The following is a 21,241-nucleotide window of genomic DNA, read 5'->3' as shown; positions in this document are numbered from 1 at the left end:
GCGAAGTCCTTTCAGGACGGTGGGAACGCGGCACGAATCCGCTCCGCGTTACGGTAGACGGTTTCGACCGCGCGGGCAACAAGCGCGGCCGGTTCGTTACCGAGGAGCAGGACCGGGTGGTGCAACTTCACGCAGCTCTCGCCCGCGCGGGTCGCTTCCGCGAGGTCGCCGACGGCGCGGAACCGCGAGGCCGACCGGCCGACGTGCAGCGCCTTGAACCCGGCGTCGAACGCTACGCCCTCGGCCCGCATCGCCCGCACGAACAGTTCCCGCGGCAGGCCGAACGGGTCGGGGTCGAACCGGAACCCGACCTTGTAGAACGCCGGCCGGTGTTCGCCGACATCGTTCGCGAACGGTTCCAACCCGCGGACGCCGTGGGCGAGAAGTTCTCGGCGAATGAACTGAACGCTCTCGAACCGGGTTCGCGTGTCGGCTTCCAGCCGTGCGAGTTGCGGGCGAAGGACGGCCGCTTGCAGTTCGCTGAGCGCCGCCCACTGCTGGACGCCGCGGGACAGCCACACCTTCGCCCGCTGGTAGCGCCGCCCGTCGTGGAACAGCAACGCCCCGCCGCGGCCCGCGGACAGCAGCTTCGAGCCGCCGAAGCTCAGCACGCCGACATCGCCGAGGCTCCCGCACATCCGCAGGCCGACCGTCGCGCCGGGGCACTGGGCCGCGTCTTCCACGACCGGGAGCTTGTACGCGGCGGCGAACGCCGTGACTTTCTCCATCGGCACGAGGCCGCCGTGGAGGTGCGAGACGAGAACCGCCTTCGTCTTCTCGCTCACCGCCCGTTCGAGTTGATCGGGGTCGAGATTCCAATTCGCTGGGGAAACATCGACGAGGACCGGCTTCGCGCCGAGGGCGTGGACGGTCAGGAAGTTCGATTCGTACTCGTAAGCGGACAGGATGACTTCATCGCCCGGCGTGACGCCGACGGCCCGCAGCGCCGCCTCCACGGCGAGCGTGCCGCTCGCGCAGGTGAGGACGTGCGGAACGCCGAAATGCTTCGCGAGGTGTTCCTCCAGCGCGGCGACGTGCGGCCCGTGGTACTGGCCCCAACTGCCGTCGCGTGCCGCGCCGGCCAGCGCTTCCGCCACGTCGGGCGACGCGGGAGGCCACGGCGGCGGGCCGGTCGGGAAAACGGGCGGGCCGCCGAGGATCGCGGGCGGGGATGGCATCTTGTCCGGGTCCGGTCGTTGTCCGAAGATCACCTTGCTTTCTTATTCGCTCGGACGCACCCCATGCCGCGACAAGTGCTGTTGTTCACCGGGCCGTGGGCCGACCTGCCGTTCGACACGCTCGCCATGAAGGCCAACGAGTGGGGCTACCACGGCGTCGAACTCTGCTGCTGGGGCGACCACCTCGAAGTCCAACGGGCCGCGAGCGACGACGGGTACGGTCCGGCGAAACTCGACGTGCTCGCCCGGCACGACCTGCAACTGCCGGTCATCGCGAACCACAAGGTCGGGCAGTGCGTCTCGGACGTGATCGACAAGCGGCATCAGGGCCTCGTGCCGGACTACGTGTGGGGCGACGGTAAGGCGGCCGGCGTCCACCAGCGGGCGGCCGAGGAAATGATGGCGACCTTCAAGGTCGCCGAGAAGCTGGGGGCCAGCGTCGTCAGCGGGTTCACCGGGTCGCCGATCTGGTCCTACGTCGCCGGGTACCCCGCCCCGCGGCCGGAGCTGATCGCGGACGCGCTCAAGCAGTTCGCGAAGCAGTGGAACCCGATCCTCGACGCCGCCCGTGACTCCGGCGTGCGGTTCGCGTTCGAGGTCCACCCCGGTCAGATCGCGTTCGACCTGCACTCCACCGAGGTCGTACTGGACGTTCTCGGCAACCGCGAGGAGTTCGGGCTGACGTTCGACCCCAGCCACCTGCACTGGCAGGGCGTGGACCCGGTCGAGTTCCTGCGGCGGTTCGCGGACCGCATCTACCACGTCCACATCAAGGACGCGGTGCTGTCGCTCAACGGCCGGGCCGGGATTCTGACCGGGTACTGGCCGAGCGGCGACCCGCGGCGGGGGTTCCAGTTCCGCTCGCCGGGCCGCGGCGGGATCGACTGGGAGGCCGTCATCCGCACCCTGAACGAGATCGGGTACGACGGCCCGCTGGCGGTCGATTGGCACGACGCCGGGATGGACCGCGAGTTCGGCGTCGCCGAGGCGTGCCAGTTCGTCAAGCGGCTGGACTTCGACCCGCCGTCCCACGCCCGCCAGGCGTTCCGAGGTTGACCATGCCGTTCCCCGAGAAGGAAGAAGTGGACGCCCTGAAGAAGAAGTGGACGGACAAGTTCGTCCACGTGCGGCCGGACGCGCGGCCGGAGTTGAAACGCTTCGAGGGGCGGGTCGGCCGCGTCGTGACGGTGAACTACGGCGGCCGGGTCGTCATCGACTTCGCCGACGGCGCGTGGTACGACATCGCCGACTTCGAGGGCGTCTTGGAAGAGGTAACCGACCCGGCCGAGCAGAAGAAGTACGACGCGACCGCGAACAGCGCCCAGAAGCTGCCGACGCGCCAGGGGTGACAGACCGCCACCGGCAGAGAAAATGATTCCACGGAAACCACCCCACCCCCGGCCGGAATCATTCGCAAAAGTCCGGAATCATTTTCCCGCGTGACGTAACAGGTTCTCCCGGAACCGGTTGCGGAGTGCCATCCCGTCCGGAATCATTTCCCTCGCCGCCGGAGGAATGGGTTTCGGAGCGACTCAGCGTTTCGACGGCCCCGACTTCAGCCCGACGCCGTTGACCGCGATCACGCGGTATTCGTGCTTCTCGCCCGGCTTCGCCGCCTTGTCCACGAACTTCATCTCCGGGAGTGGCTTCTCCGGCGTGTCGTGGTACGACATCGTCTGAAACAGCGGCCGCCCGAACCGGCCGACCGGCTTCTCCGGGACGGTCGCGATCTCCTTGCCGTCGCGCAGGATTACGAACCCGCGTAGCCCGCTCTCGAAGTCCGCGTCGGCGTCCCACGTAACGGACGTGCCGGCGTCGGTCGCCGCGGCCTTCACGTTCGTCGGCGACGGCGGCGGTGTTGCGTCCTCCGTCGCGCCGGTCGTCACGTAGCCCGCCCACGCCTTCGCGACGGCCTCCGTCGGCAGCCAGCTCATCTCTTCCGGCTTGCCCGCGTACTTCGCGACCGGCTCCGCCCGTTGGCCGAGGACGGCGGCCGCCCATCCCGCCTTCAGATCGACCGGCTTCAACTTCTGGTCCGTCGCGCCCTTTTCCGGCAGCCGCGTCGCCAGGCACGCGTCGAAGAACGGGATCGCCAGGTAGCGCGAGTCGCCGCACTCGTGCGAGGTCCGCGGGTCGGGAGCAAAGCCGACCGGCGCGCCCTTCGCGCGGTAGGCCGCGAACATCGCCATCGAGCCGGTCCACGCGCCGTTGAACCGCACGTCGCCTTTTTCCTTCGCCCCCGGATTCAGCATCACCGGGATGCCGTAGGCCGCGTCCGGGATCGTCGGCTTGGCGATTTCGCCCTTCTCCCACGCCGCGAACGCCGTCCCGGACCGGAACCAGATGGCGACGATCCGTTCCGGGTGCAGCGTCTGCATCAGGCTCGCCCAGAACCCGCCGCCGGAGTGGCCCCACAGGCACCACGGCACGGTTTCCAATTCCGGGTGTTTCGACTTGGCGGCGAACTCCTTCAAGCAGCGGCGGAAGGTCGCGTCCGACCCGTTCCGCGGGTCGCACCAGAGCCGGCAGTTCTGCTTGTCGTCCTGGTGGTAGCTCGGCCCCAAGAGGGCGCAGTCCCACTTCTTCGCCAGCGCCTGCCAGTGCAGGTCGTGGGCGGCGGTCGCCCCGCCCTTGCACGCGCCGCTGCCGCACCCGTGCTGGTGGACGATGACGCCGCGGAGCGTCGTCACCCCGTCCGGGATCCAGACCGTGTACGTGACGCCGAGGTGCAGTTCGCCCGGCTTGTCGGACGCCGGGTAGGTCGCCTCGTGGTACGTGCCGCCCGCGCGGAGGACGGGGGCGGCCAACAGCAAGGCGAGGGTCGCGAGCGTTCGCATGTCGGCTCCGGGTGGGGGCGGGCGTGAAAAAACCACGACGGCGGCCGTCGTGGTTTTCCGTGTCATCGCGGCCGCGTTACTTCAGCGCCTCGGCGAAGACCTTGATCGGCGTGGCCCGGACCTTGTTGTACGCCGGGCGGTCCTTCGTGACGTATTCCTTCCCGTTCAGCGGGTTGATCTTCTTTTCGCCGCCCTTGACCGCCTTCTGCTTGCGGACCTTGAACCGGGCGATGCCCGGCAGCGTGAACACGCCCGCGCCCTTCGGCCCGAGTTGGTGCTTGGCGATCTCGACCATCTCTTCCACGACCTTCGCGACTTCCGTTTTCTTCAGCCCCGTCTTCTCGGCCAGTTCCGCGTAGAGGGCGGACTTGGTCAGCACCTTCTTCTTCGCCATGTTGGTTAACTCCGTGAGGGAACAGGAAGCGGTCGTTCAACCCTTGAAAAATAGGGTTCCGTGCAAGAGGTTACGCATTCTCCCCCGCGTTTCCAACGAATTCCCGCCTTTTTTGCAATTTTTCCCGATTTTCCCCGGCTTTTTCCCACATTCCGTCGATCCTGCGCTTCGGCCAGTTCCGTGGGGGAAGTTTACAACAAGCCCGGAGTCTATTGGCCAATTGGGAAATAGCCCCACCGGTCGGACCGATGGAAACGCTGGGGGTTCTTGTATCCTCTCTGCGAACCAATCGCCCACAATTCCCATCGACCCGAGGCCCCGATGAGCGCGACCGCGACCCCGGCCAAGACCGACTTCGACGCCCTGGACCAACTCTGCGTCAACACGATCCGAACCCTGTCGATGGACGCCGTCCAGAAGGCGAACTCCGGCCACCCCGGCGCGCCGATGGGCTTGGCCCCGGTCGCTTACACCGTCTGGAACCGGTTCATGCGGTACGACCCGGCCGCCCCGACGTGGTTCAACCGCGACCGGTTCGTCCTGTCCAACGGCCACGCCTCGATGCTGCTCTACTCGATGCTGCACCTCGCCGGCGTCCAGTCCGTGGACGGCAAGAAGCCGGTGACGATGGACGAGATCAAGCAGTTCCGCCAGCTCAACAGCGTGACCCCCGGCCACCCGGAGTACCACCTGACGGCCGGCGTCGAGACGACGACCGGGCCGCTCGGCCAGGGGATCGGCAACGCCGTCGGCATGGCCGTCGCGCAGAAGTGGATCGCCGCGAACTACGGCAAGCCCGGCTTCGAGGACCTGTTCGACCACCGCGTCTACGTCATCTGCGGCGACGGCTGCCTCATGGAAGGCGTGGCGAGCGAGGCGTCGTCCCTCGCCGGGCACTTGAAGCTCGACAACCTCTGCCTGCTCTACGACGACAATCAGATCACGATCGACGGCCGGACGACGCTGGCGTTCACCGAGAACGTGTCCGGCCGGTTCGCCGCCTACGGGTGGAACGTGCTGCAAGTGGCGGACGCCAACGACATGCCGGCCCTGGCGAAGGCGCTCAACGAGGCGGCCGCGACGAAGGGGAAGCCGACGATCATCGTCGTGAAGGGGAAGATCGGGTACGGCGCGCCGCACAAGCAGGACAGCGAGCACGCCCACGGCGAGCCGCTCGGCGAGGACGAGATCAAGGGGGCGAAGAAGAACTACGGCTGGCCGGAGGACAAGAGCTTCTACGTGCCGGACGGCGTGTACGACCGGTTCAAGGAGAACATCGGCAAGCGCGGGGCGGACGCCCACGCGGCGTGGGACAAGAAGTTCGCCGAGTACAAGGCGAAGCACGCCGACCTCGCGAGCCAGGTCGAGCACATCCAGGCGAAGAAGCTGCCGGAGGGTTGGGAGAAGAGCTTGCCCGTCTTCCCGGCGGACCCCAAGGGGATGGCGACCCGCGACTCGTCCGGGAAGGTGCTGAACGCCGTGGCGAAGGCCGTGCCGTGGATGGTCGGCGGGTCGGCCGACCTGGCGAAGTCGAACAAGAGCCGGCTGACGTTCGACGGGGCCGGCGACTTCCAGGCCGGGTCCTATGGCGGCCGGAACGTCCACTTCGGCGTCCGCGAGCACGGCATGGGGTCGGTCGTCAACGGCATGGCCCTCGCCGGGCTGCGGTCATTCGCCGCCGGGTTCATGATCTTCAGCGACTACGGCCGGGCGGCCATCCGCCTCGGGTCGATCATCGAGAAGCCGGTCATCTACGTGTTCACGCACGACAGCATCGGCGTCGGAGAAGACGGCCCGACGCACCAGCCGATCGAGCAACTCGCTAGCCTGCGGGCGATTCCGGGGTTGATCGTGCTCCGCCCCGGCGACGCGAACGAGGTGTCGGAGGCGTACCGCGTGGCGCTGGAGTCGAAGCACCACCCCGTCATCCTGGCGCTCAGCCGGCAGGCGGTGCCGACGTACGACCGGACGAAGTACGCCCCGGCGAGTGGCGTGGCGAAGGGCGGGTACGTGTTCGCGGACGCGGCCGGCGGCAAGCCGGACCTGATCCTGATCGCGACCGGCACGGAGCTGCCGCTGGCGGTCGAGGCTTACGAGAAGCTGACGGCCGAGGGCGTGAAGGCCCGCGTCGTCAGCCTGCCGTCGTGGGAGCTGTTCGAGCAGCAGCCGAAGGAGTACCGCGACGGCGTGCTGCCGCCGGCGGTGACGGCCCGCGTCGGGATCGAGATGGCCTCGACGTTCGGCTGGGAGCGGTACGTCGGCAACGGCGGGGCGATGATCGCGATGCGGTCGTTCGGCGCGTCGGCCCCGTTGAAGGACCTCGCGAAGCACTTCGGGTTCACGATCGAGAAGGTGCTGGAAGCGGCGAAGGCACAGTTGAAGAAGTAGATGTCGGGCAAAGCCCACGGACGAACGTCCGTGGGCAGTCCTATCCCCAATCACGTCACAGTTGGACCTGCGGCAGCCCGCCCGTGGCGGGCAGCTTCGCCATCACGTTCAAGACCGTGTTCGCCAGTTGCACGTAGCTCTTGGAGACGGGGTGGTCCGGGAGCTTCCGCACGATCGGCTCGCCGGTGTCGCCGCACGCGGACACCTGCGGGTCGATGGGGATTTCGCCCAACAGCGGGGCGCCGATCTCGTTCGCGAGCTTCGCCCCGCCGCCGCTGCCGAACGGGGCGAGGCGGCCGCCGTCCGGCGTTTCCAGGTAGCTCATGTTCTCGACGATGCCGAGGATCGGGACGCGGACCTCCTCGAACATCCGCACGCCCTTCCGCGCGTCGATGAGGCTGACTTCCGCCGGCTGCGTCACGACGATCGCGCCGGTCAGCGGGGCCTGCTGCGAGAGCGTCAGCTGCGCGTCGCCCGTGCCGGGCGGCAGGTCGATGACGAGGAAGTCGAGGTCGCCCCACGGGACCTGCGCGAGGAACGTGCCGACGGCCTGCGCGACCTTCGGGCCGCGCCAGATGACGGCCTGGTTCGGGTCGAGCAGGAAGCCCATGCTCATGAGTTTCAGGCCGTATTGCTCGATGGGGAAGGGGACCTTCGTTTGGTCCACGACGCCGAGGCCGAACATGAGCGGGACGCTCGGGCCGTAGATGTCGGCGTCCATCAGGCCGACCCGTTGGCCGTGCATGTGCAGGGCGAGGGCGAGGTTGGCGGCGACGGTGGACTTGCCGACGCCGCCCTTGCCGCTGGCCACGGCGAGGACGTGCTTCACGCCGGGCAGGCTGATCTTCTGGCCGGGCATCGGGCCGTTCATGGGGTCTCTCCGGGGGTGTGATTACTTGGTTTCGCCGAGCTGGCGGAGCAGGTCGAGCGGGTAGATGCCGGTGTCGTGGCCGTCGTTCCAGGTGATCTGGTAGGCGTAGTGGCCGAGCGGTTTCATCGCCGTCGGCGACGGCGGGCCGGCGGCCGCCTCCTGCGCCGACAGCACGCGGAACGGGTCGGCCGGCTTCTCCCGCTCGTCGTTGCAGGTGGCGCACGGGCAGTTCTTGCGGAGCGTCCGCCACGACGCGAGCGTGCTGACGCCGTCGGCCCAGTCGATGCGGAGGCCGTCCCCCTCGCGGCGGAGGGAGAGCGGGGTCAGCGGGTCGCCGCCGGTCGTCATCGGAGCATCTCGCAATCCTGGTGGAACCCGGAGCGGAAGCGATGGGGTGTTGCGCAACACCCCATCGCTTCCGCTCCGGGTTCCACAAACGGGTACGTGGATTGATTATAGAAGACCGGTTCGCGTTAACGAAAACAGCCCGGCATCGCCGGGCTGTTCCCTTTACTTATCGCGCCGAATCACTGGAACGTCACGACCGTCTGCCCGTTCGCGGTCTTCGCCTGGACCGTGTACTCCTTGCCGCCGAGTTTCGCCTTGCCGGCCCAGTTGCCGTTCGCGTCCATTGTGCCGCTTGTTACCGGCGTCCGCTTGCCGTCCGGCATCAGCAGGCCGAAGTCCATCGCCATCGTCCGCTTCACGTTCGCGCCGGGGAGCGGGGCCGGGGGCACGCGGATGACGATCTGCTGCTTGTTGTCCAGCACGCCGGACGACTGGCTGACCTTCGGCGACAGCCGCGTCACCCGCTCCTCCGTCACGATCAGCGGGAGCGGCACGTCGCCGCCGCCGGCCTCGCGGAACAGGGCGTCGCCGGTCGTCGTCCACTCGCCGCTGACGGTGGCGCTCATCTTGTCCGCGGCGATCTCGACCTTCAGCTTGTCCCGGCGGATGACGGCCTTCGCCGACTTGTCCAGTTCCACCGACCGGATCGTCGCGTTCGGCGACGCCGGGATGACCTTGCTGAACCCCTTCGTCGCGGCCCCGGTCTTGTCCCGCACCGCCAACGGCACGACCTCCCGCATCGTGTGCTTGTCCACCTTCTCGACCGAGTCGGTGACGGTCAGCGTGGCCGTGTACACCGCCTGCTTCTGGGCCTGGATGTCCACCGTCTGGACCATCACCTGCGGCTCCTTGCGGGCCTTCGAGAACGCCGTCAGGACGATGTGCTGCGTGCCCGGCTGGTCGAGCTGCACGAACTTCTCGATCGGGCCGCTCTGGGCCGTCAGGTGCTCCGTCTTGTTGCCGAGCCGCCAGATGACCTCGTCGGCGTTCTCCAACTCGCCGGTGATCTTGAACGTGGCCGGGGCCTGCGTCCCGGTCAGCGCCTCGACCTTGAACCCCTTCACCGCCGGCGGCAGCACGCTCGGGCTGGCGGCCGGGGCGGACACGTCCACGGTCACGCTCCGGTCGTTCTCCTCCATCAGGAAGTTCCGCACCGTCAGCCCGACCTTGTACACGCCCGGCTTCGGGTAGGCGTGCGTCACCTGCGGCTGCTCCGGGACGAACGGCTCCAGCGGCGACCCGTCGCCGAAGTCCCACCACCCGGACTCCCCGCTGGCCATCACCTGGAGCGTCACGTTCAGCCCGTCCGTGCCGTTCACGGCGAAGTTGGCGACCGGCTTCGCCGGCTTCACGACCTTGTCGAAGATGACGTTCGCGTACATCATCAGCGCCCCGGTGCAGAGGCCGACGAAGCTGCCGAAGATCACCTTGAACATGCTTTTGATGCGAGACGGTTTTTTCTCTTCGCTCATGCCGGCGTCCTCCCTGACACGGAATGGAAAGGGTAGGAGGATAGCATCGGACCGGGGAACGTGGGAAGGCCGATTCGAACGCCGCCGGCCGGGTTGGGCAGCGCCGCCGCCACCGCCGCCACCGCCACGGGGTGGCCCCCGTGGCGGAATCGCCACCTGGGTTGACGCGACAGTTATAATGTAAATTCGTACAATGCGGCGTTAAGACGTTTTCGCCATCGCTTCGATCTTCTTCCACAGCGCCGCCGGGACCGGCATCACGGACAACCGGGCCTGCCGGACCAGTTCCCACGCGGCGAACGCCTCGTCGGCCTTGATCGCGGCCAGCGTCACCGGGTTCGCCAGCCGGCGGACCGGCTTCACGTCCACGACGACGGACTTCGCATCGTTCGGGTCCGGCCGCGGGCCGACGGTCACCTCGGCGACGCCGACGACGGCCTTCTCCTTGCCCGTGTGGTAGAAGAACACCTTGTCGCCGACGGAAATGCTCCGGAGGTGCTTGAGCGCGACCGGGTTCGACACGCCGTCCCAGGTGGCCGTGCCCGCCGCCTCGAGGTGGTGATAGCCGAACTCGTCCGGCTCCGATTTGAACAGCCAGGTCGCCATCCGTGACTCCTGAAATTATCGGTCCAGAATCTTCTTCCCGATGGTGCGGAGCAGCGGTCGGTCCTTCGCCCGCGGGTTCTTCACCGCCGCGTCGTCCGCGTCCTTGCCGAACAGGATCGTCCGGCAGCTCTCGACCTGCTCCGGGTTCCACCGCACCAGCTTCTCGCGGGCCAGCTCGCCGATCGTACTGACGGCGTGCGGGGCCTTCATCGCGTCGAAGTGGTTGATCGCCACCAGCACGGCCGGGACGCCCTGCTTCTGCAAGTCCTTCGACCACTGGCTATCGAGCACGACCAGCGAGTCCGTCTGCACGCCCCAGAGCTTGCACACGACGACGCAGAAGTCGATCTTCTCGGGAATCTTCTCGCTCGCGTCGGCCACGAGCGTCCGCGGCGTCGGGGCGAGCGACTTGATGAACGACACCTGCGGCTTCGGCAGCCCGACGTTGATCGTCGCCAGGTCCGACCCGTAGTTCGGGGCGGCCACCTGCACCACCTTCGTCACGCCCGCGTCCGGGAACCGCTCGACGAACTGCCGGATGATGAGGCCGCCGGCCGAGTGGCCGATCAGCACGATCTCCTTGTACCCGGCCTCCTTCAGGCGGGCCACGCCGTTCCGCATCCCCGGCGTGGACGCGACCGCGTCCAGCGGCGTCGTCTGGGCGTACCCGAACGAGAAGATGTCGAAGTCGTCCGCGAGGTTCTTCACGAGGTTCGACCGCGGCTGCTGCCACTCGTGCGGGTCCGGGAGCGTCGCCTTCACCGGCCGGATCGGGTGCAGCATCAGCCCGTGGACCAGGAACGCGGCTTTATCCTTCGTCTTTTTCAGTTCAGTCGGTTTGCCGTCGGCTTCAGGCCGGACGTGCGGGGCGACTTGCACCACCTCGGTCGGCAACTCCATGACCTGAAGGAACGGCAAAAACACGGTCGCGGTAATGGTCGGCAGCATGAACGCCCACGCCTCGAATGCCAAGCGACTCCGTCGCGGTCCTGCAGATTGTATCGGCAAGGCGGGTCGTAGCGGAACGGGAAACTCGCCCCCGGCCGCCGCCGGGGGCGAACAATGGAACGACCCGTGAAGAAATGGGCACGGGACCGATAACAAACGGGTCTGCCTCCCGGCCCGGACGGAAACTGGGTGGGCTGTACCGGTTCTTCCCGTTTCAAGGGGTTCGATCATGGGCATTCTGCCGGATTGGCTGATCGAGCGGGACGTGAAGATCGACCCGTTCGCCCCGCAGCAGCACCGGCCGGGGGTGATCTCCTACGGCGTGACGAGCTACGGGTACGACGTGCGGGTGGACAGACACTTCAAGGTGTTCACGAACGTCTGGGGCAGCACGGTCGATCCGAAGAACTTCGACCCGAAGTCGTTCGTGGACGTGGTCGGCGACTACTGCATCATCCCGCCGAACAGCTTCGCGTTGGCGGAGACGATCGAGTACCTCGAAATCCCACGGGACATCCTGGTGGTGTGCGTGGGGAAGAGTACCTACGCCCGCTGTTTCAGCGGCCGCACCCGCGTGGCGCTCGTGGACGGCTCGTCGCCGACGCTCGAAGAGATGGCGAACCGGGCCGCGGGCGGTGAACTGTTCTGGGGCTACAGCCTGAGTTCGCACGGGCGAATTGTCGTGACCGAGCTGGTCGCCCCGCGGCTCATCGGCCGGGACCGGTTGTTGGAAATCACCCTCGACGACGGCGCGACCATCGAGGCGACGCCCGACCACCTGTTCGTCCTCCGCGACGGACGCTCGTTGGAGGCCGGGCTGCTGCACCCGGGCACGTCACTCATGCCGCTGTACCGCGACGTTCACCGCGGGTACGAGATGATTTATCAGCCGGTGAACGGCCATCTCTACCCGACGCACCGACTCGCCGACGAGTGGAACCTGCGGGCCGGCCTGTACCCGGACGCGCCCGGCACGCACCGCCACCACAAGGACCACGACCGCCGAAACAACCGGCCGTGGAACATCGAGCGGATGCCCGCCGCGGACCACATCCGCCACCACAACGCCGAGAATTTCGGCGAAGACTTCGACCCGGCAGAACACAGCGCCGCGATCAAGGCGGCGTTCGAGCGGTTGCGGACCGACCCGGATTGGGTCGAGCGGTTCTCGCAGCTCCAGGCCGAGCGGGCGGCCGAGTTCTGGAACGACCCGCAGTACGCCGAGACGCGGGCGCGACTGCTGGAAGCCCGGAACAACATGTCGGCCGACACCCGCGAGGCGATGCGGCAGGCGTCGCTGCGGCGGTATGCGGACCCGGCCGAGCGCGCCCGGCAGTCCGAGTTGATGCGAAAGGCGTGGGCCGGAGACGACGACCGCCGGGCGCGACAGGCCGAGGTCGTCCGCGAGCTGAACCTACGGTCCGAGATCACGGCCGACGCCGTTCGTGCGGCCCTGGATCAAACCGGCCCGATCCGCGGCGCGGCCCGGCTGTTGAACTGCGACCGGTCGCTATTCCGGCGGTTCCCGGAGGTCGTTCACGCATTCGCCGGGCGGAAGGTGCGCAACCACAAGGTCGCGGCCGTCCGCGAGTTGCCCGGCGAGCACGACGTGTATTGCCTGAGCGTGCCGGAGGCGGGTAACTTCGCGCTGGAGGCCGGGGTCTTCGTTCACAATTGCGGGATTATCGTGAACGTAACGCCTTTGGAGCCGGAGTGGCGCGGGCGGGTGACCATCGAGATCAGCAACACGACGCCGCTGCCGGCGAAGATTTACGCCGGGGAGGGGATCGCGCAGATGCTGTTCTTCCGCGGCGAGCAGGTGTGCAAGGTGTCGTATGCCGACAAGAAGGGAAAGTACCAGGATCAGAAAGGGCTGACCCTGCCCTTCGTAAGCGGCACGGAATAGCCCGGCCGTGCCGGCGGGTCGGAATCTACCGACATTGCGGATTTTGGCGCGCTTGGCGATTAGTCAGGGCACGCGACCCGCGGTTCCGCCTTCACCGGACCTTCAAAGCTGGAGTGCGACCGGCCCCCGACCCATAATTTCGCTTGCCGATCCCGCGCCGTTTAGGGACCACTTGTACACCGCGTCACAAGTCGTACAACCGTCACTGACAGCCCGGTGTCACCCGACCCCGGCCCGCGGGAAGGATCGCGGGACCCATTCAGACAACCTGTGGACGTAAACCCCCATGCGCATCGACCGCCGCTTCACCGTTGAAGGCCAGGACCCGTTTGGATCCATCCCGTTCGCCCCCCGCACGTCGCGGATCGTCAATCCGAACGGGTCGGTCGTGTTCGAGATGAAGGACATCGCCGTCCCGGAGGCGTGGTCGCAGGTCGCGGTGGACATCCTGGCGCAAAAATACTTCCGCAAGGCCGGCGTCCCGGCGAAGACGGTGCGGGTGGCTGAGGACGGCGTCCCCGCGTGGCTGCAGCGGAGCGTCCCGGCGACGGCGGACGAGCCGATCGTCGGCGAGCAGGACTCGCGGCAAGTCTTCGCCCGCCTCGCCGGGTGCTGGGCGTACTGGGGCTGGAAGGGCGGGTACTTCTCGTCCGAGGGGGACGCGCGGGCGTTCTTCGACGAGACGTGCTTCATGCTGGCGGCGCAGATGAGCGCGCCGAACAGCCCGCAGTGGTTCAACACCGGCCTGCACTGGGCCTACGGCATCGAGGGGCCGCCGCAGGGTCACTACTACGTGGACCCGAAGTCGGTGAGTGTGACCCGTAGCACGTCGGCTTACGAGCGGCCGGCCCCGCACGCGTGTTTCATCCAGTCGGTCAGCGACGACCTCGTGAACGAGGGCGGGATCATGGACCTGTGGGTCCGCGAGGCCCGCATCTTCAAGTACGGGTCCGGGACCGGGTCGAACTTCTCGAACGTCCGCGGCGACGGCGAGCCGCTGTCCGGCGGCGGCAAGTCGTCCGGCCTCATGAGCTTCCTCAAGATCGGCGACCGGGCCGCGGGGGCAATTAAAAGTGGTGGGACCACGCGTCGCGCCGCCAAGATGGTCGTCCTCGACCTCGACCACCCGGACATTGAGGAGTACGTGAACTGGAAGGTGACGGAGGAGCAGAAGGTGGCGGCCCTGGTCGGCGGGTCGCGGCTGATGAACAAGCACCTGAACGCGATCATGCAGAGCGTCATCACGCACCCGGTCGCGGCCGAGAAGTACGAGCCGAAGCACAACGCGAAGCTCCGCAAGGCCGTCCTCGCCGCCCGCGAGGCGCTCATCCCGGAGAACTACGTCGCCCGCGTGCTGCAACTCTGCCGGCAGGGGTACACGCACATCGAGGTCGAGGAGTACGACACGGATTGGACCTCAAAGGCGTACTACACCGTGTCCGGGCAGAACAGCAACAACTCGGTCCGCATCACGAACGAGTTCATGAAGGCCGTCGAGAGCGACGGCCCGTGGCACCTCTACTGGCGGACGGAGAAGGAACGCGCCGAGAAGCAGAATCGTGGGCCGAAGCCGATGAAGACGTTGAAGGCCCGCGACCTGTGGGACCAGATTTCGTTCGCGGCGTGGAGCTGCGCCGACCCCGGCGTGCAGTTCGACACGACGTTCAACGAGTGGCACACCTGCCCGGTGGACGGCCGCATCAACGCGACGAACCCGTGCGTCACGGGCGACACGCTCGTCGCCACCGCCGACGGCTGGGCGCGGATCGACCGGTTGCTCGACCAGCCGTTCGCAGTCGTGGGAAGCGACGGCGAGTTGCACGAGATCAAGCCCGCATTCAAGACCGGGGAGAAGCCCGTCTACCGGCTGCGAACCCGCGCGGGGTACGAACTGAAGCTCACCGCCGACCACCGCGTCCTGACCGCGAACCGCGGCGACGTGCCCGCCCACGAGTTGCTCAAAGATGACGTAGTCCTACTCGGCGGCAGGCTGTTCGCCGACGGCCGAAACGCCGGTTCGACCGGGATGGCCGAACTCGATTCCCGGCTGACCGAGTTCCTCGGCCTGCTCGTCGGGGACGGTTGCCTGATGGGGGAACAGGAAGCCGCAATCGTCACGCTCTCGCCGGAGGAGGCGGCCGTCGCCGCCCGCGTCCGCGATGATGTCATGTCCTACAAGGCCGAGTTCGCGTTCGACGGCCGCGGGGCGCGGGAGTGTTCCGTCACCAGCCCGCAAGCGACGATCCGGCTCTCGACGGCGTCCCGGTGCGTCGTCGAAGAACTGAAGCGGTACGCGGCGTTGAACGGCGGCAGCGCGAACAAGAAGTTCCACGACGCGATCTACACGCTCGACAAGAAGTCGCTCGCGGGCGTCCTCCGCGGGCTGTTCACGGCCGACGGGACGGTCGCCCACTATGGCGAGAAGTCACAGTACGTTTCGCTCGATAGCACGTCCGAAGAGTTACTGAAGCAGGTTCAGTTGCTGCTGCTCTCCTTCGGCATCAAGGCGAAGTTGTACCGCAACCGCCGCGTCGCCGGGAGCAGCACGGCCCTACTGCCGGACGGCAAGGGGGGCGTCAAGGAGTACGCGGTCCAGCAGGTCCACAGCCTCCGCGTCAGCCGCAGCTCGCGGGTCGTGTTCGAGCGAGAGATCGGGTTCGTCCCCGGCAGCCCGAAGTGCGGGCAGCTCGCGAAGCTCAACCGCGAGGTGACGACCTACGCGGACCGGCTCGAAGACCCCATCGAGTCGTTGGAGTACGTCGGCGTCGAGCCGGTGTACGACCTGACGGAGCCGACGACGCACCACTTCGTCGCGAACGGCGTCGTCGTCCATAACTGCAGCGAGTACGCCTTCCTCGACGACACGGCCTGCAACCTCGCGTCGCTGAACCTGATGACCTTCTACAGCACCGAGGCCGGGAAGTTCGACATCGACGCGTACAAGCACGGCATCCGCGTCTGGACGCTCATCCTCGAGATCAGCGTCTACATGGCGCAGTTCCCGAGCGTGCCGGTGGCGCAGAAGTCCTACGACTTCCGCACCCTCGGCCTGGGGTACGCCAACCTCGGGGCGTTGCTCATGGTGCAGGGCATTCCCTACGACTCGGCGGAAGGCCGGGCGCAGTGCGCCGCCCTCACCGCGATCATGCACGCCGGCAGCTACGCGGCCAGCGCCGAGATTGCCGCCGAGGTCGGGCCGTTCCCGCGGTACGAGCCGAACAAGCACCACATGCTCCGCGTCGTCCGCAACCACCGGCGGGCCGCGTACAACGCCGCCCCCTCCGATTACGAGGGGCTGACCGTCTACCCCGTCGGCATCGACGCCCGCGTTTGCCCGCCGGACCTGCTCGCCGCCGCAAGGAGCGAGTCGGATCGGGCGCTGGAACTCGGCGAGAAGCACGGCTACCGCAACGCGCAGGTCACGGTGATCGCGCCGACCGGTTGCCTGGTCGGGGGGAGCCTCATCGCCACGGACCGCGGACTAGTCCCCTTGAAGACCCTCGGCAACGTCGAGGGGAAGAAGTGGCAGGACGTTTCGTTCCGGGTGGTGACGCCGGACGGCCCGCAGGCGGCCACGAAGTTCTACGTCAACGGCGTCGAGGCGACCCGAACAATCCGCACGGCCGCGGGGTACGAGATTCAAGGCACCCTCAAGCACCGGATCAAGGTCGTCGATGCCGGGACGGGCGAGTGGGTCTGGAAGCGGTTCGCGGAGGTGCAGTCCGGCGACGTGGTCCCGCTCGCGCTGAACCAGATGGTCGGCGAGCCGAAGGTCGTGCAACTGCCGCCGCTCGGCGAGTTGTACTGGACCAGCGACTACGAAACCCGCGTGCCGACGGTCATGACGCCCGCGCTGGCCGAACTCGTCGGCTACTTCATGGGCGACGGCTCGCTGCACGCGAAGGGGTTGCGGTTCTGCGTGTCGAAGGAAGACCCGGACGTGGCGGGCCGGCTGCAACGGCTCGTCAAGGACTTGTTCAACCTCGAATGCGCGGTCGAGGAGAAGCAGGGGTACGTCGAAGTCACCGTCAACTCCGTCGCGCTCACCCTCTGGTGGGAGGCGTGCGGGTTCACGAAGCTGCCCCCGCACGCCGGGCACACCGGGAAGGGGTACGCCCCGCGCATCCCACTTGCCTTGTTGTACACCAACGACCGCCGGTGCTACGCCGCGTTCCTGCGCGGGCTGTTCGAGGCCGACGGCACGGTCATCGCCGGGGCCGCGTCGTGGACGACGGCGACCCCGGACTTCTTCAAGGCCGTGAAGTCGCTCCTACTCGCCCTCGGCTACCCGACCTCGACCAAGCACGACACGTCCGGCTGGGGCCAGTCCACGCTGTACGTGCTGCGGTTGCGGAACTCGTCCTACAACGAGTCGTTCCGCGACGAGATCGGGTTCATCGGCGTCCGCAAGCACGCCGCCATCGTCGTCAAACCCGATGCCCAGGCGGGTCGCCACGACTACATTCACCTGCCGGAAGGTGTGATGGAGCGCGTTCAGGCGTGCGGCGTGAACGCGAACGCCGTGGCAATGGCCGTGAAGCGGCACGGCAGCATCACCCGGCGGAGCCTGACGCAGATCAACGAGACGCTCCAAGACCCGAACGTGACGCACGCCCTCGGCTACTTCTACGACGCCGTCGAAGTGAACGAGGACGGCGGCGAGCAACTGACCTACGACATTTCCGTTCCCGCGAACGTCACGTACACGGCGAACGGGTTCGTCAGCCACAATACCATCGGCTTGGTGATGGACTGCGACACGACCGGCATCGAGCCGGACTTCGCGCTCGTGAAGTTCAAGAAGCTCGCCGGCGGCGGGTACTTCAAGATCATCAACCAGTCCGTGCCGCCGGCCCTCGCGAAGCTCGGGTACGCCCCGTGGCAGATCGAGGACATCGTCCGGTACAGCCGCGGGGCCGCGACGCTCGCCGGTTGCCCGCACGTCAACGTCGCCAGCCTCAAGGCGAAGGGCTTCACGGACGAAATCCTCGCCCGTATCGAGGCGTCGCTGGCCGGCGCGTTCGAGCTGCCGTTCGTCTTCAACAAGTGGACGATCGGCGAGGACTTCCTCCGCGACACGCTCAAGGTCGCGGCGGAGACGCTCAACGCCCCCGGCTTCGACCTGCTCGCGTACCTCGGGTTCTCGAAGGAGCAGGTCGCCGAGGCCAGCACCTACGTCTGCGGCACGATGACCATCGAGGGCGCGCCGCACCTGAAGGCCGAGCACCTGCCGGTGTTCGACTGCGCCAACAAGTGCGGCAAGAACGGCAAGCGGTACCTGTCCGCGGAGGCCCACATCCGCATGATGGCGGCCGCCCAGCCGTTCATCAGCGGGGCGATCTCGAAGACGATCAACATGCCCTACGACGCGACCGTCGAGGACGTGAAGAAGGCGTACTGGCTGTCCTGGCAGCTCATGACGAAGGCGAACGCCCTGTACCGGGACGGGTCGAAGCTCAGCCAGCCGCTGAACAGCGTGGCCGACTCGCCGGAGGCGGCGATGCTGGCGGCCGTCGTCCCGGACGAGGAGCCGCGGCCGGTCGAAGTCCGACACGAGCCGCAACTGGTGGCCGAGCGGATCACGGAGCGGATCATCCACCGCTACCTGGCGAAGCGGCGGCGGCTGCCGGACCGCCGGGCCGGGTACACGCAGAAGTCCCGCATCGGCAACCACAAAGTCTACATCCGCACCGGCGAGTACGAGGACGGCACGCTCGGCGAGATCTTCATCGACATGCACAAGGAGGGGGCGGCGTTCCGGAGCATGACGAACTGCTTCGCCATCGCCGTCAGCCTCGGGCTGCAGCACGGCGTCCCGCTGGAGGAGTACGTGGACGCGTTCCTGTTCACCCGGTTCGAGCCGAACGGGGTGGTGCAGGGGAACCCGTACATCAAGATGAGCACGTCGATCATCGACTACATCTTCCGGGAGCTGGCGGTCACGTACCTGGGCCGCAACGACCTGGCGCACGTGCAGCCGGAGGACCTGCGGGGGGACGCGCTGCACGACCGGGACGACGACTTCGAGAGCGAGGAGGTGGTGTCGTCGCGGACGTTCGACCCGGCGCAGGCGGAGGCCCCGCGGCCGTCGCTGGCCCCGCGGTCGGCGCACCTGAAGTTGAACAACGGCCCGGCGGAAACGCACGCGACGCCGACGGTCGCCCCGGCGTTCACGCGGGTCCCGGCCGCGGCCCCGGCGGTGACGGTGACCGTCCCGGCCGGGGAGACGAAGGCGGAGCGGATCCGCATCGCGAAGCAGAAGGGGTACGAGGGCGACCCGTGCTCGAACTGCGGCCAGCTCACGCTGGTGCGCAGCGGCGCGTGCGCGAAGTGCGACACCTGCGGGGAGACGAGCGGGTGTAGTTGAGAGATTGTGCAACTGCATAGCACGGTAGACTTTTCAAATGTTTACCGTGCTTCTTTGAACATTGTGTTTCTTTCTCGTGGATGAGCTTTTCGTTCGCTACTTCACTTCTTTGTGAGCCGTTTTATGCTTCACGATGCGACCAAAAAGCAAGCCGAACTAGCAATGAAACAGCAACAAGCCTTCATGTTCGCACTCAAAGTCGTTTCTGAAGGCTTAGACAAGGACTTTACGGAAGAGAATTACTCCCGATTCTGGAGTGTCTTGAACGATGTCGCCAACGGGACTTCTACTTTGAATAGCCCGCCGACTGAAAAGTTCATAGCGAATCCAGCTTGGGATGAATATCCATTGTTGAAGAAACATCAACAGGAAATGTTTCAGAAGCAAATACAGACTGAACGAGAACTCGCTCAGTGGTTGCTTAAAGCTCGTGATGGGTTCGCAACAACAAATGATGACACGTCCAGCCAGGAATAGGTCCGTTTACTTAGTCCAGTCCACCCACGACAGCCCCGGCACGCGGCCGAAGTCGCGGGCGTTGTTCGTCACCACTGTCGCGCCGAATTCCAGCGCCAACGCCGCGAGTCGGAGGTCGTTCCGGCCCACGTTGAACTTCATCTTCACCAACTGCTGATACCGGATGATCGCAACGTCCGTCGTGGAGAACATGCTGTACTTGGCAAGGAACACAACGGAATCCACCAAGTGGCGAGAAGCCTGGGCTTCCGCGTGCGGCGTGCGGGCTTGCCGAAGGGCGGCAAGCCAACCCCCCCTCACTTCCTCGACGTTGACCGATGATACCCCGATGGTGTCGCTGGCGTGGGCCGCGATGTTGGCCGTCACGACGGGATGGTTGTACTGGACGTGCGTGAGGGTGGTGGTGTCGAGAAGGAAAAGGGCCATCAGTCCGCGTCCGGGACGGTGTTGTGTTCCCGGCGGTACTCTTCAACACCCTTCAGCCACTCGGCGTGGAACGGGTTGCTGGCCAGCGCGTTCCCCGCGGCGATGATCCCTTCCACGTCCATGAACTTGATCGTGCGGAGCTTGCCCCCGGCCTTCAGCTTCTCGGCGATGAGCGACCGCAGCGCGTCCACGGCGGCGTCCTCCGTCGTGCCGGTCGCCGAGAGGGGAACGGGCGTCTGCGTACTCGCCACGAAACCCGAGTCGCGCGGTTCGACCAGTACGGGAATTTCCATGATGTGTCTCCTCCGAATCACCTCATTATAGCCGCGATTGCCCGCGGGCTTGCTGGTACGTCGCCTCCAGATCGACGCTCACCCATTCGTCCGCCCGCAACGCCAGTGGCAGCTCCGGCAGCTCGCCGGCGACCGCGAGCGTGCGAATCCGTAGCTCGATGGCGTCGCCGCCGTCCGCGCGGAGCGGGCGGTACGAGACGGCCGTGAGCGGGCCGGTCGTCGGCCGCGGGACGGCCGGGTAGAACTGCCGCAATAACTCGTCCAGCGGGCGGCTCAGGCGGTCCGTCACTACGTCAACGACGATCAGCCCGCACCCGGCTTGCAGGTAGCTCGTGCATTTGGCCGCGAACGCCCGGCGGGTTTCGTCCCGGTCCTTGTTGCCCGGCGAGACGAGTTCGAGGGCCGCGACAAGCGACGGGCCGCCGGAAGTCTCGAAGACGTGGACGCCGAACGTCGGCGGGAACTCGGCGGGCAGCACGAGGTCCGGGGCGGCCAGGGCCGGCTGCGTCCGCGGCAGCGTCACCACCCCGGCGGCGGGCGAGGTTGCTTCAAACGTCGCCACGTCGATCTCGACCTGCGGCCCGGCGTGGACCTGGGCTTCCGCGAAATAGTTCTCGGGCAGCGACTCGTTCAACGCTGAGGCGATGGCCGCGGCCCACTGCGCGTGGAACGCCTCCCAGTGGCGGGTCGTGCTCAGCGGCGGGTGGAAGTGGTCGAGGAGCGGCATCGG

17 protein-coding genes are annotated in these 21,241 nt (G+C 67.0%); 6 read left to right on the top strand and 11 right to left on the bottom strand.

The genetic code is table 11. The features are described 5' to 3' along the window. Nucleotides 1-11 precede the first annotated feature (11 nt). A complete protein-coding gene (locus AC5JJ2_RS14880) occupies nucleotides 12-1,178 on the bottom strand; it encodes a DegT/DnrJ/EryC1/StrS family aminotransferase (protein ID WP_495858793.1) in 1,167 nt (388 codons plus the stop codon). 63 nt (nucleotides 1,179-1,241) lie between these two features. Here AC5JJ2_RS14880 and AC5JJ2_RS14875 point away from each other — a divergent pair, with 63 nt between their 5' ends. Both AC5JJ2_RS14875 and AC5JJ2_RS14870 read left to right on the top strand, forming a co-directional pair. Then, on the top strand, nucleotides 1,242-2,234 hold the full coding sequence (locus AC5JJ2_RS14875) for a sugar phosphate isomerase/epimerase family protein (RefSeq protein ID WP_495858792.1): 993 nt from the start codon (nucleotides 1,242-1,244) through the stop codon (nucleotides 2,232-2,234). 2 nt (nucleotides 2,235-2,236) lie between these two features. Further along, nucleotides 2,237-2,527: a hypothetical protein gene (locus AC5JJ2_RS14870; RefSeq protein WP_495858791.1), complete on the top strand. Its 291-nt coding sequence runs from the start codon at nucleotides 2,237-2,239 to the stop codon at nucleotides 2,525-2,527. 183 nt (nucleotides 2,528-2,710) lie between these two features. Here the strand turns inward: AC5JJ2_RS14870 and AC5JJ2_RS14865 are convergent, their stop codons facing one another. Together AC5JJ2_RS14865 and AC5JJ2_RS14860 are read right to left on the bottom strand one after the other, a co-directional pair. Then, nucleotides 2,711-4,015 (bottom strand): alpha/beta hydrolase, encoded by a 1,305-nt coding sequence (locus tag AC5JJ2_RS14865; protein ID WP_495858790.1) that lies wholly within the window; start codon nucleotides 4,013-4,015, stop codon nucleotides 2,711-2,713. 76 nt (nucleotides 4,016-4,091) lie between these two features. After that, a complete protein-coding gene (locus AC5JJ2_RS14860) occupies nucleotides 4,092-4,409 on the bottom strand; it encodes an HU family DNA-binding protein (protein ID WP_495858789.1) in 318 nt (105 codons plus the stop codon). A gap of 321 nt (nucleotides 4,410-4,730) precedes the next feature. Between AC5JJ2_RS14860 and tkt the strand changes: the two genes are divergently transcribed. After that, entirely contained in the window at nucleotides 4,731-6,797 is a 2,067-nt protein-coding gene (gene tkt / locus AC5JJ2_RS14855) for a transketolase (RefSeq protein ID WP_495858788.1), read from the top strand. 55 nt (nucleotides 6,798-6,852) lie between these two features. On the opposite strand, the gene AC5JJ2_RS14850 is transcribed toward tkt, so the two are convergent. The 5 genes from AC5JJ2_RS14850 to AC5JJ2_RS14830 form a co-directional block, all read right to left on the bottom strand. Next, a complete protein-coding gene (locus AC5JJ2_RS14850; protein WP_495858787.1) occupies nucleotides 6,853-7,668 on the bottom strand; it encodes an Mrp/NBP35 family ATP-binding protein in 816 nt (271 codons plus the stop codon). Between the two features lie 21 nt (nucleotides 7,669-7,689). After that, complete coding sequence (locus tag AC5JJ2_RS14845) at nucleotides 7,690-8,016, bottom strand: DUF971 domain-containing protein (RefSeq protein ID WP_495858786.1); 327 nt, start codon at nucleotides 8,014-8,016, stop codon at nucleotides 7,690-7,692. Between the two features lie 179 nt (nucleotides 8,017-8,195). Then, nucleotides 8,196-9,488, bottom strand: coding sequence for a PKD domain-containing protein (locus AC5JJ2_RS14840; RefSeq protein ID WP_495858785.1), 1,293 nt, complete (start codon nucleotides 9,486-9,488; stop codon nucleotides 8,196-8,198). Nucleotides 9,489-9,689: 201 nt separating this feature from the next. Next, entirely contained in the window at nucleotides 9,690-10,094 is a 405-nt protein-coding gene (locus AC5JJ2_RS14835; RefSeq protein WP_495858784.1) for an EVE domain-containing protein, read from the bottom strand. Between the two features lie 15 nt (nucleotides 10,095-10,109). After that, complete coding sequence (locus AC5JJ2_RS14830; protein WP_495858783.1) at nucleotides 10,110-11,042, bottom strand: esterase/lipase family protein; 933 nt, start codon at nucleotides 11,040-11,042, stop codon at nucleotides 10,110-10,112. Between the two features lie 229 nt (nucleotides 11,043-11,271). Between AC5JJ2_RS14830 and AC5JJ2_RS14825 the strand changes: the two genes are divergently transcribed. The 3 genes from AC5JJ2_RS14825 to AC5JJ2_RS14815 all read left to right on the top strand — a co-directional run bounded on the left by AC5JJ2_RS14825 (nucleotide 11,272) and on the right by AC5JJ2_RS14815 (nucleotide 19,792). Next, complete coding sequence (locus tag AC5JJ2_RS14825) at nucleotides 11,272-12,948, top strand: dCTP deaminase domain-containing protein (RefSeq protein WP_495858782.1); 1,677 nt, start codon at nucleotides 11,272-11,274, stop codon at nucleotides 12,946-12,948. Nucleotides 12,949-13,234: 286 nt separating this feature from the next. Next, a complete protein-coding gene (locus AC5JJ2_RS14820; RefSeq protein ID WP_495858781.1) occupies nucleotides 13,235-19,315 on the top strand; it encodes a ribonucleotide reductase barrel domain-containing protein in 6,081 nt (2,026 codons plus the stop codon). Nucleotides 19,316-19,438: 123 nt separating this feature from the next. Next, on the top strand, nucleotides 19,439-19,792 hold the full coding sequence (locus tag AC5JJ2_RS14815) for a hypothetical protein (RefSeq protein WP_495858780.1): 354 nt from the start codon (nucleotides 19,439-19,441) through the stop codon (nucleotides 19,790-19,792). A gap of 6 nt (nucleotides 19,793-19,798) precedes the next feature. Here AC5JJ2_RS14815 and AC5JJ2_RS14810 read toward each other — a convergent pair whose 3' ends face one another. From AC5JJ2_RS14810 to AC5JJ2_RS14800, 3 genes are read right to left on the bottom strand one after another with little or no spacing between them, the layout of a single operon-like run. Further along, nucleotides 19,799-20,218 carry a type II toxin-antitoxin system VapC family toxin gene (locus AC5JJ2_RS14810; protein WP_495858779.1) on the bottom strand — a complete coding sequence of 140 codons (420 nt, stop codon included), beginning with the start codon at nucleotides 20,216-20,218 and terminating at the stop codon, nucleotides 19,799-19,801. Beyond that, a complete protein-coding gene (locus tag AC5JJ2_RS14805) occupies nucleotides 20,218-20,511 on the bottom strand; it encodes a hypothetical protein (protein ID WP_495858778.1) in 294 nt (97 codons plus the stop codon). The genes AC5JJ2_RS14810 and AC5JJ2_RS14805 overlap by 1 nt, the downstream gene beginning before the upstream one ends. Nucleotides 20,512-20,536: 25 nt before the next feature. Then, complete coding sequence (locus AC5JJ2_RS14800; RefSeq protein ID WP_495858777.1) at nucleotides 20,537-21,238, bottom strand: DUF4058 family protein; 702 nt, start codon at nucleotides 21,236-21,238, stop codon at nucleotides 20,537-20,539. Nucleotides 21,239-21,241 lie beyond the last annotated feature (3 nt).

This window comes from Limnoglobus sp. (assembly GCF_059499385.1).
The sequence above is the reverse complement of the archived record's forward strand: the minus strand, read 5'-3'. Positions and strand labels throughout refer to the sequence as shown.

Bases quoted from the DNA above. Each gene is read 5' to 3' on its own strand.
- AC5JJ2_RS14880 (WP_495858793.1), bottom strand. From the start codon at position 1,178: ATGCCATCCCCGCCCGCGATCCTCGGCGGCCCGCCCGTTTTCCCGACC.
- AC5JJ2_RS14875 (WP_495858792.1), top strand. From the start codon at position 1,242: ATGCCGCGACAAGTGCTGTTGTTCACCGGGCCGTGGGCCGACCTGCCG.
- AC5JJ2_RS14870 (WP_495858791.1), top strand. From the start codon at position 2,237: ATGCCGTTCCCCGAGAAGGAAGAAGTGGACGCCCTGAAGAAGAAGTGG.
- AC5JJ2_RS14865 (WP_495858790.1), bottom strand. From the start codon at position 4,015: ATGCGAACGCTCGCGACCCTCGCCTTGCTGTTGGCCGCCCCCGTCCTC.
- AC5JJ2_RS14860 (WP_495858789.1), bottom strand. From the start codon at position 4,409: ATGGCGAAGAAGAAGGTGCTGACCAAGTCCGCCCTCTACGCGGAACTG.
- tkt (WP_495858788.1), top strand. From the start codon at position 4,731: ATGAGCGCGACCGCGACCCCGGCCAAGACCGACTTCGACGCCCTGGAC.
- AC5JJ2_RS14850 (WP_495858787.1), bottom strand. From the start codon at position 7,668: ATGAACGGCCCGATGCCCGGCCAGAAGATCAGCCTGCCCGGCGTGAAG.
- AC5JJ2_RS14845 (WP_495858786.1), bottom strand. From the start codon at position 8,016: ATGACGACCGGCGGCGACCCGCTGACCCCGCTCTCCCTCCGCCGCGAG.
- AC5JJ2_RS14840 (WP_495858785.1), bottom strand. From the start codon at position 9,488: ATGAGCGAAGAGAAAAAACCGTCTCGCATCAAAAGCATGTTCAAGGTG.
- AC5JJ2_RS14835 (WP_495858784.1), bottom strand. From the start codon at position 10,094: ATGGCGACCTGGCTGTTCAAATCGGAGCCGGACGAGTTCGGCTATCAC.
- AC5JJ2_RS14830 (WP_495858783.1), bottom strand. From the start codon at position 11,042: ATGCTGCCGACCATTACCGCGACCGTGTTTTTGCCGTTCCTTCAGGTC.
- AC5JJ2_RS14825 (WP_495858782.1), top strand. From the start codon at position 11,272: ATGGGCATTCTGCCGGATTGGCTGATCGAGCGGGACGTGAAGATCGAC.
- AC5JJ2_RS14820 (WP_495858781.1), top strand. From the start codon at position 13,235: ATGCGCATCGACCGCCGCTTCACCGTTGAAGGCCAGGACCCGTTTGGA.
- AC5JJ2_RS14815 (WP_495858780.1), top strand. From the start codon at position 19,439: ATGCTTCACGATGCGACCAAAAAGCAAGCCGAACTAGCAATGAAACAG.
- AC5JJ2_RS14810 (WP_495858779.1), bottom strand. From the start codon at position 20,218: ATGGCCCTTTTCCTTCTCGACACCACCACCCTCACGCACGTCCAGTAC.
- AC5JJ2_RS14805 (WP_495858778.1), bottom strand. From the start codon at position 20,511: ATGGAAATTCCCGTACTGGTCGAACCGCGCGACTCGGGTTTCGTGGCG.
- AC5JJ2_RS14800 (WP_495858777.1), bottom strand. From the start codon at position 21,238: ATGCCGCTCCTCGACCACTTCCACCCGCCGCTGAGCACGACCCGCCAC.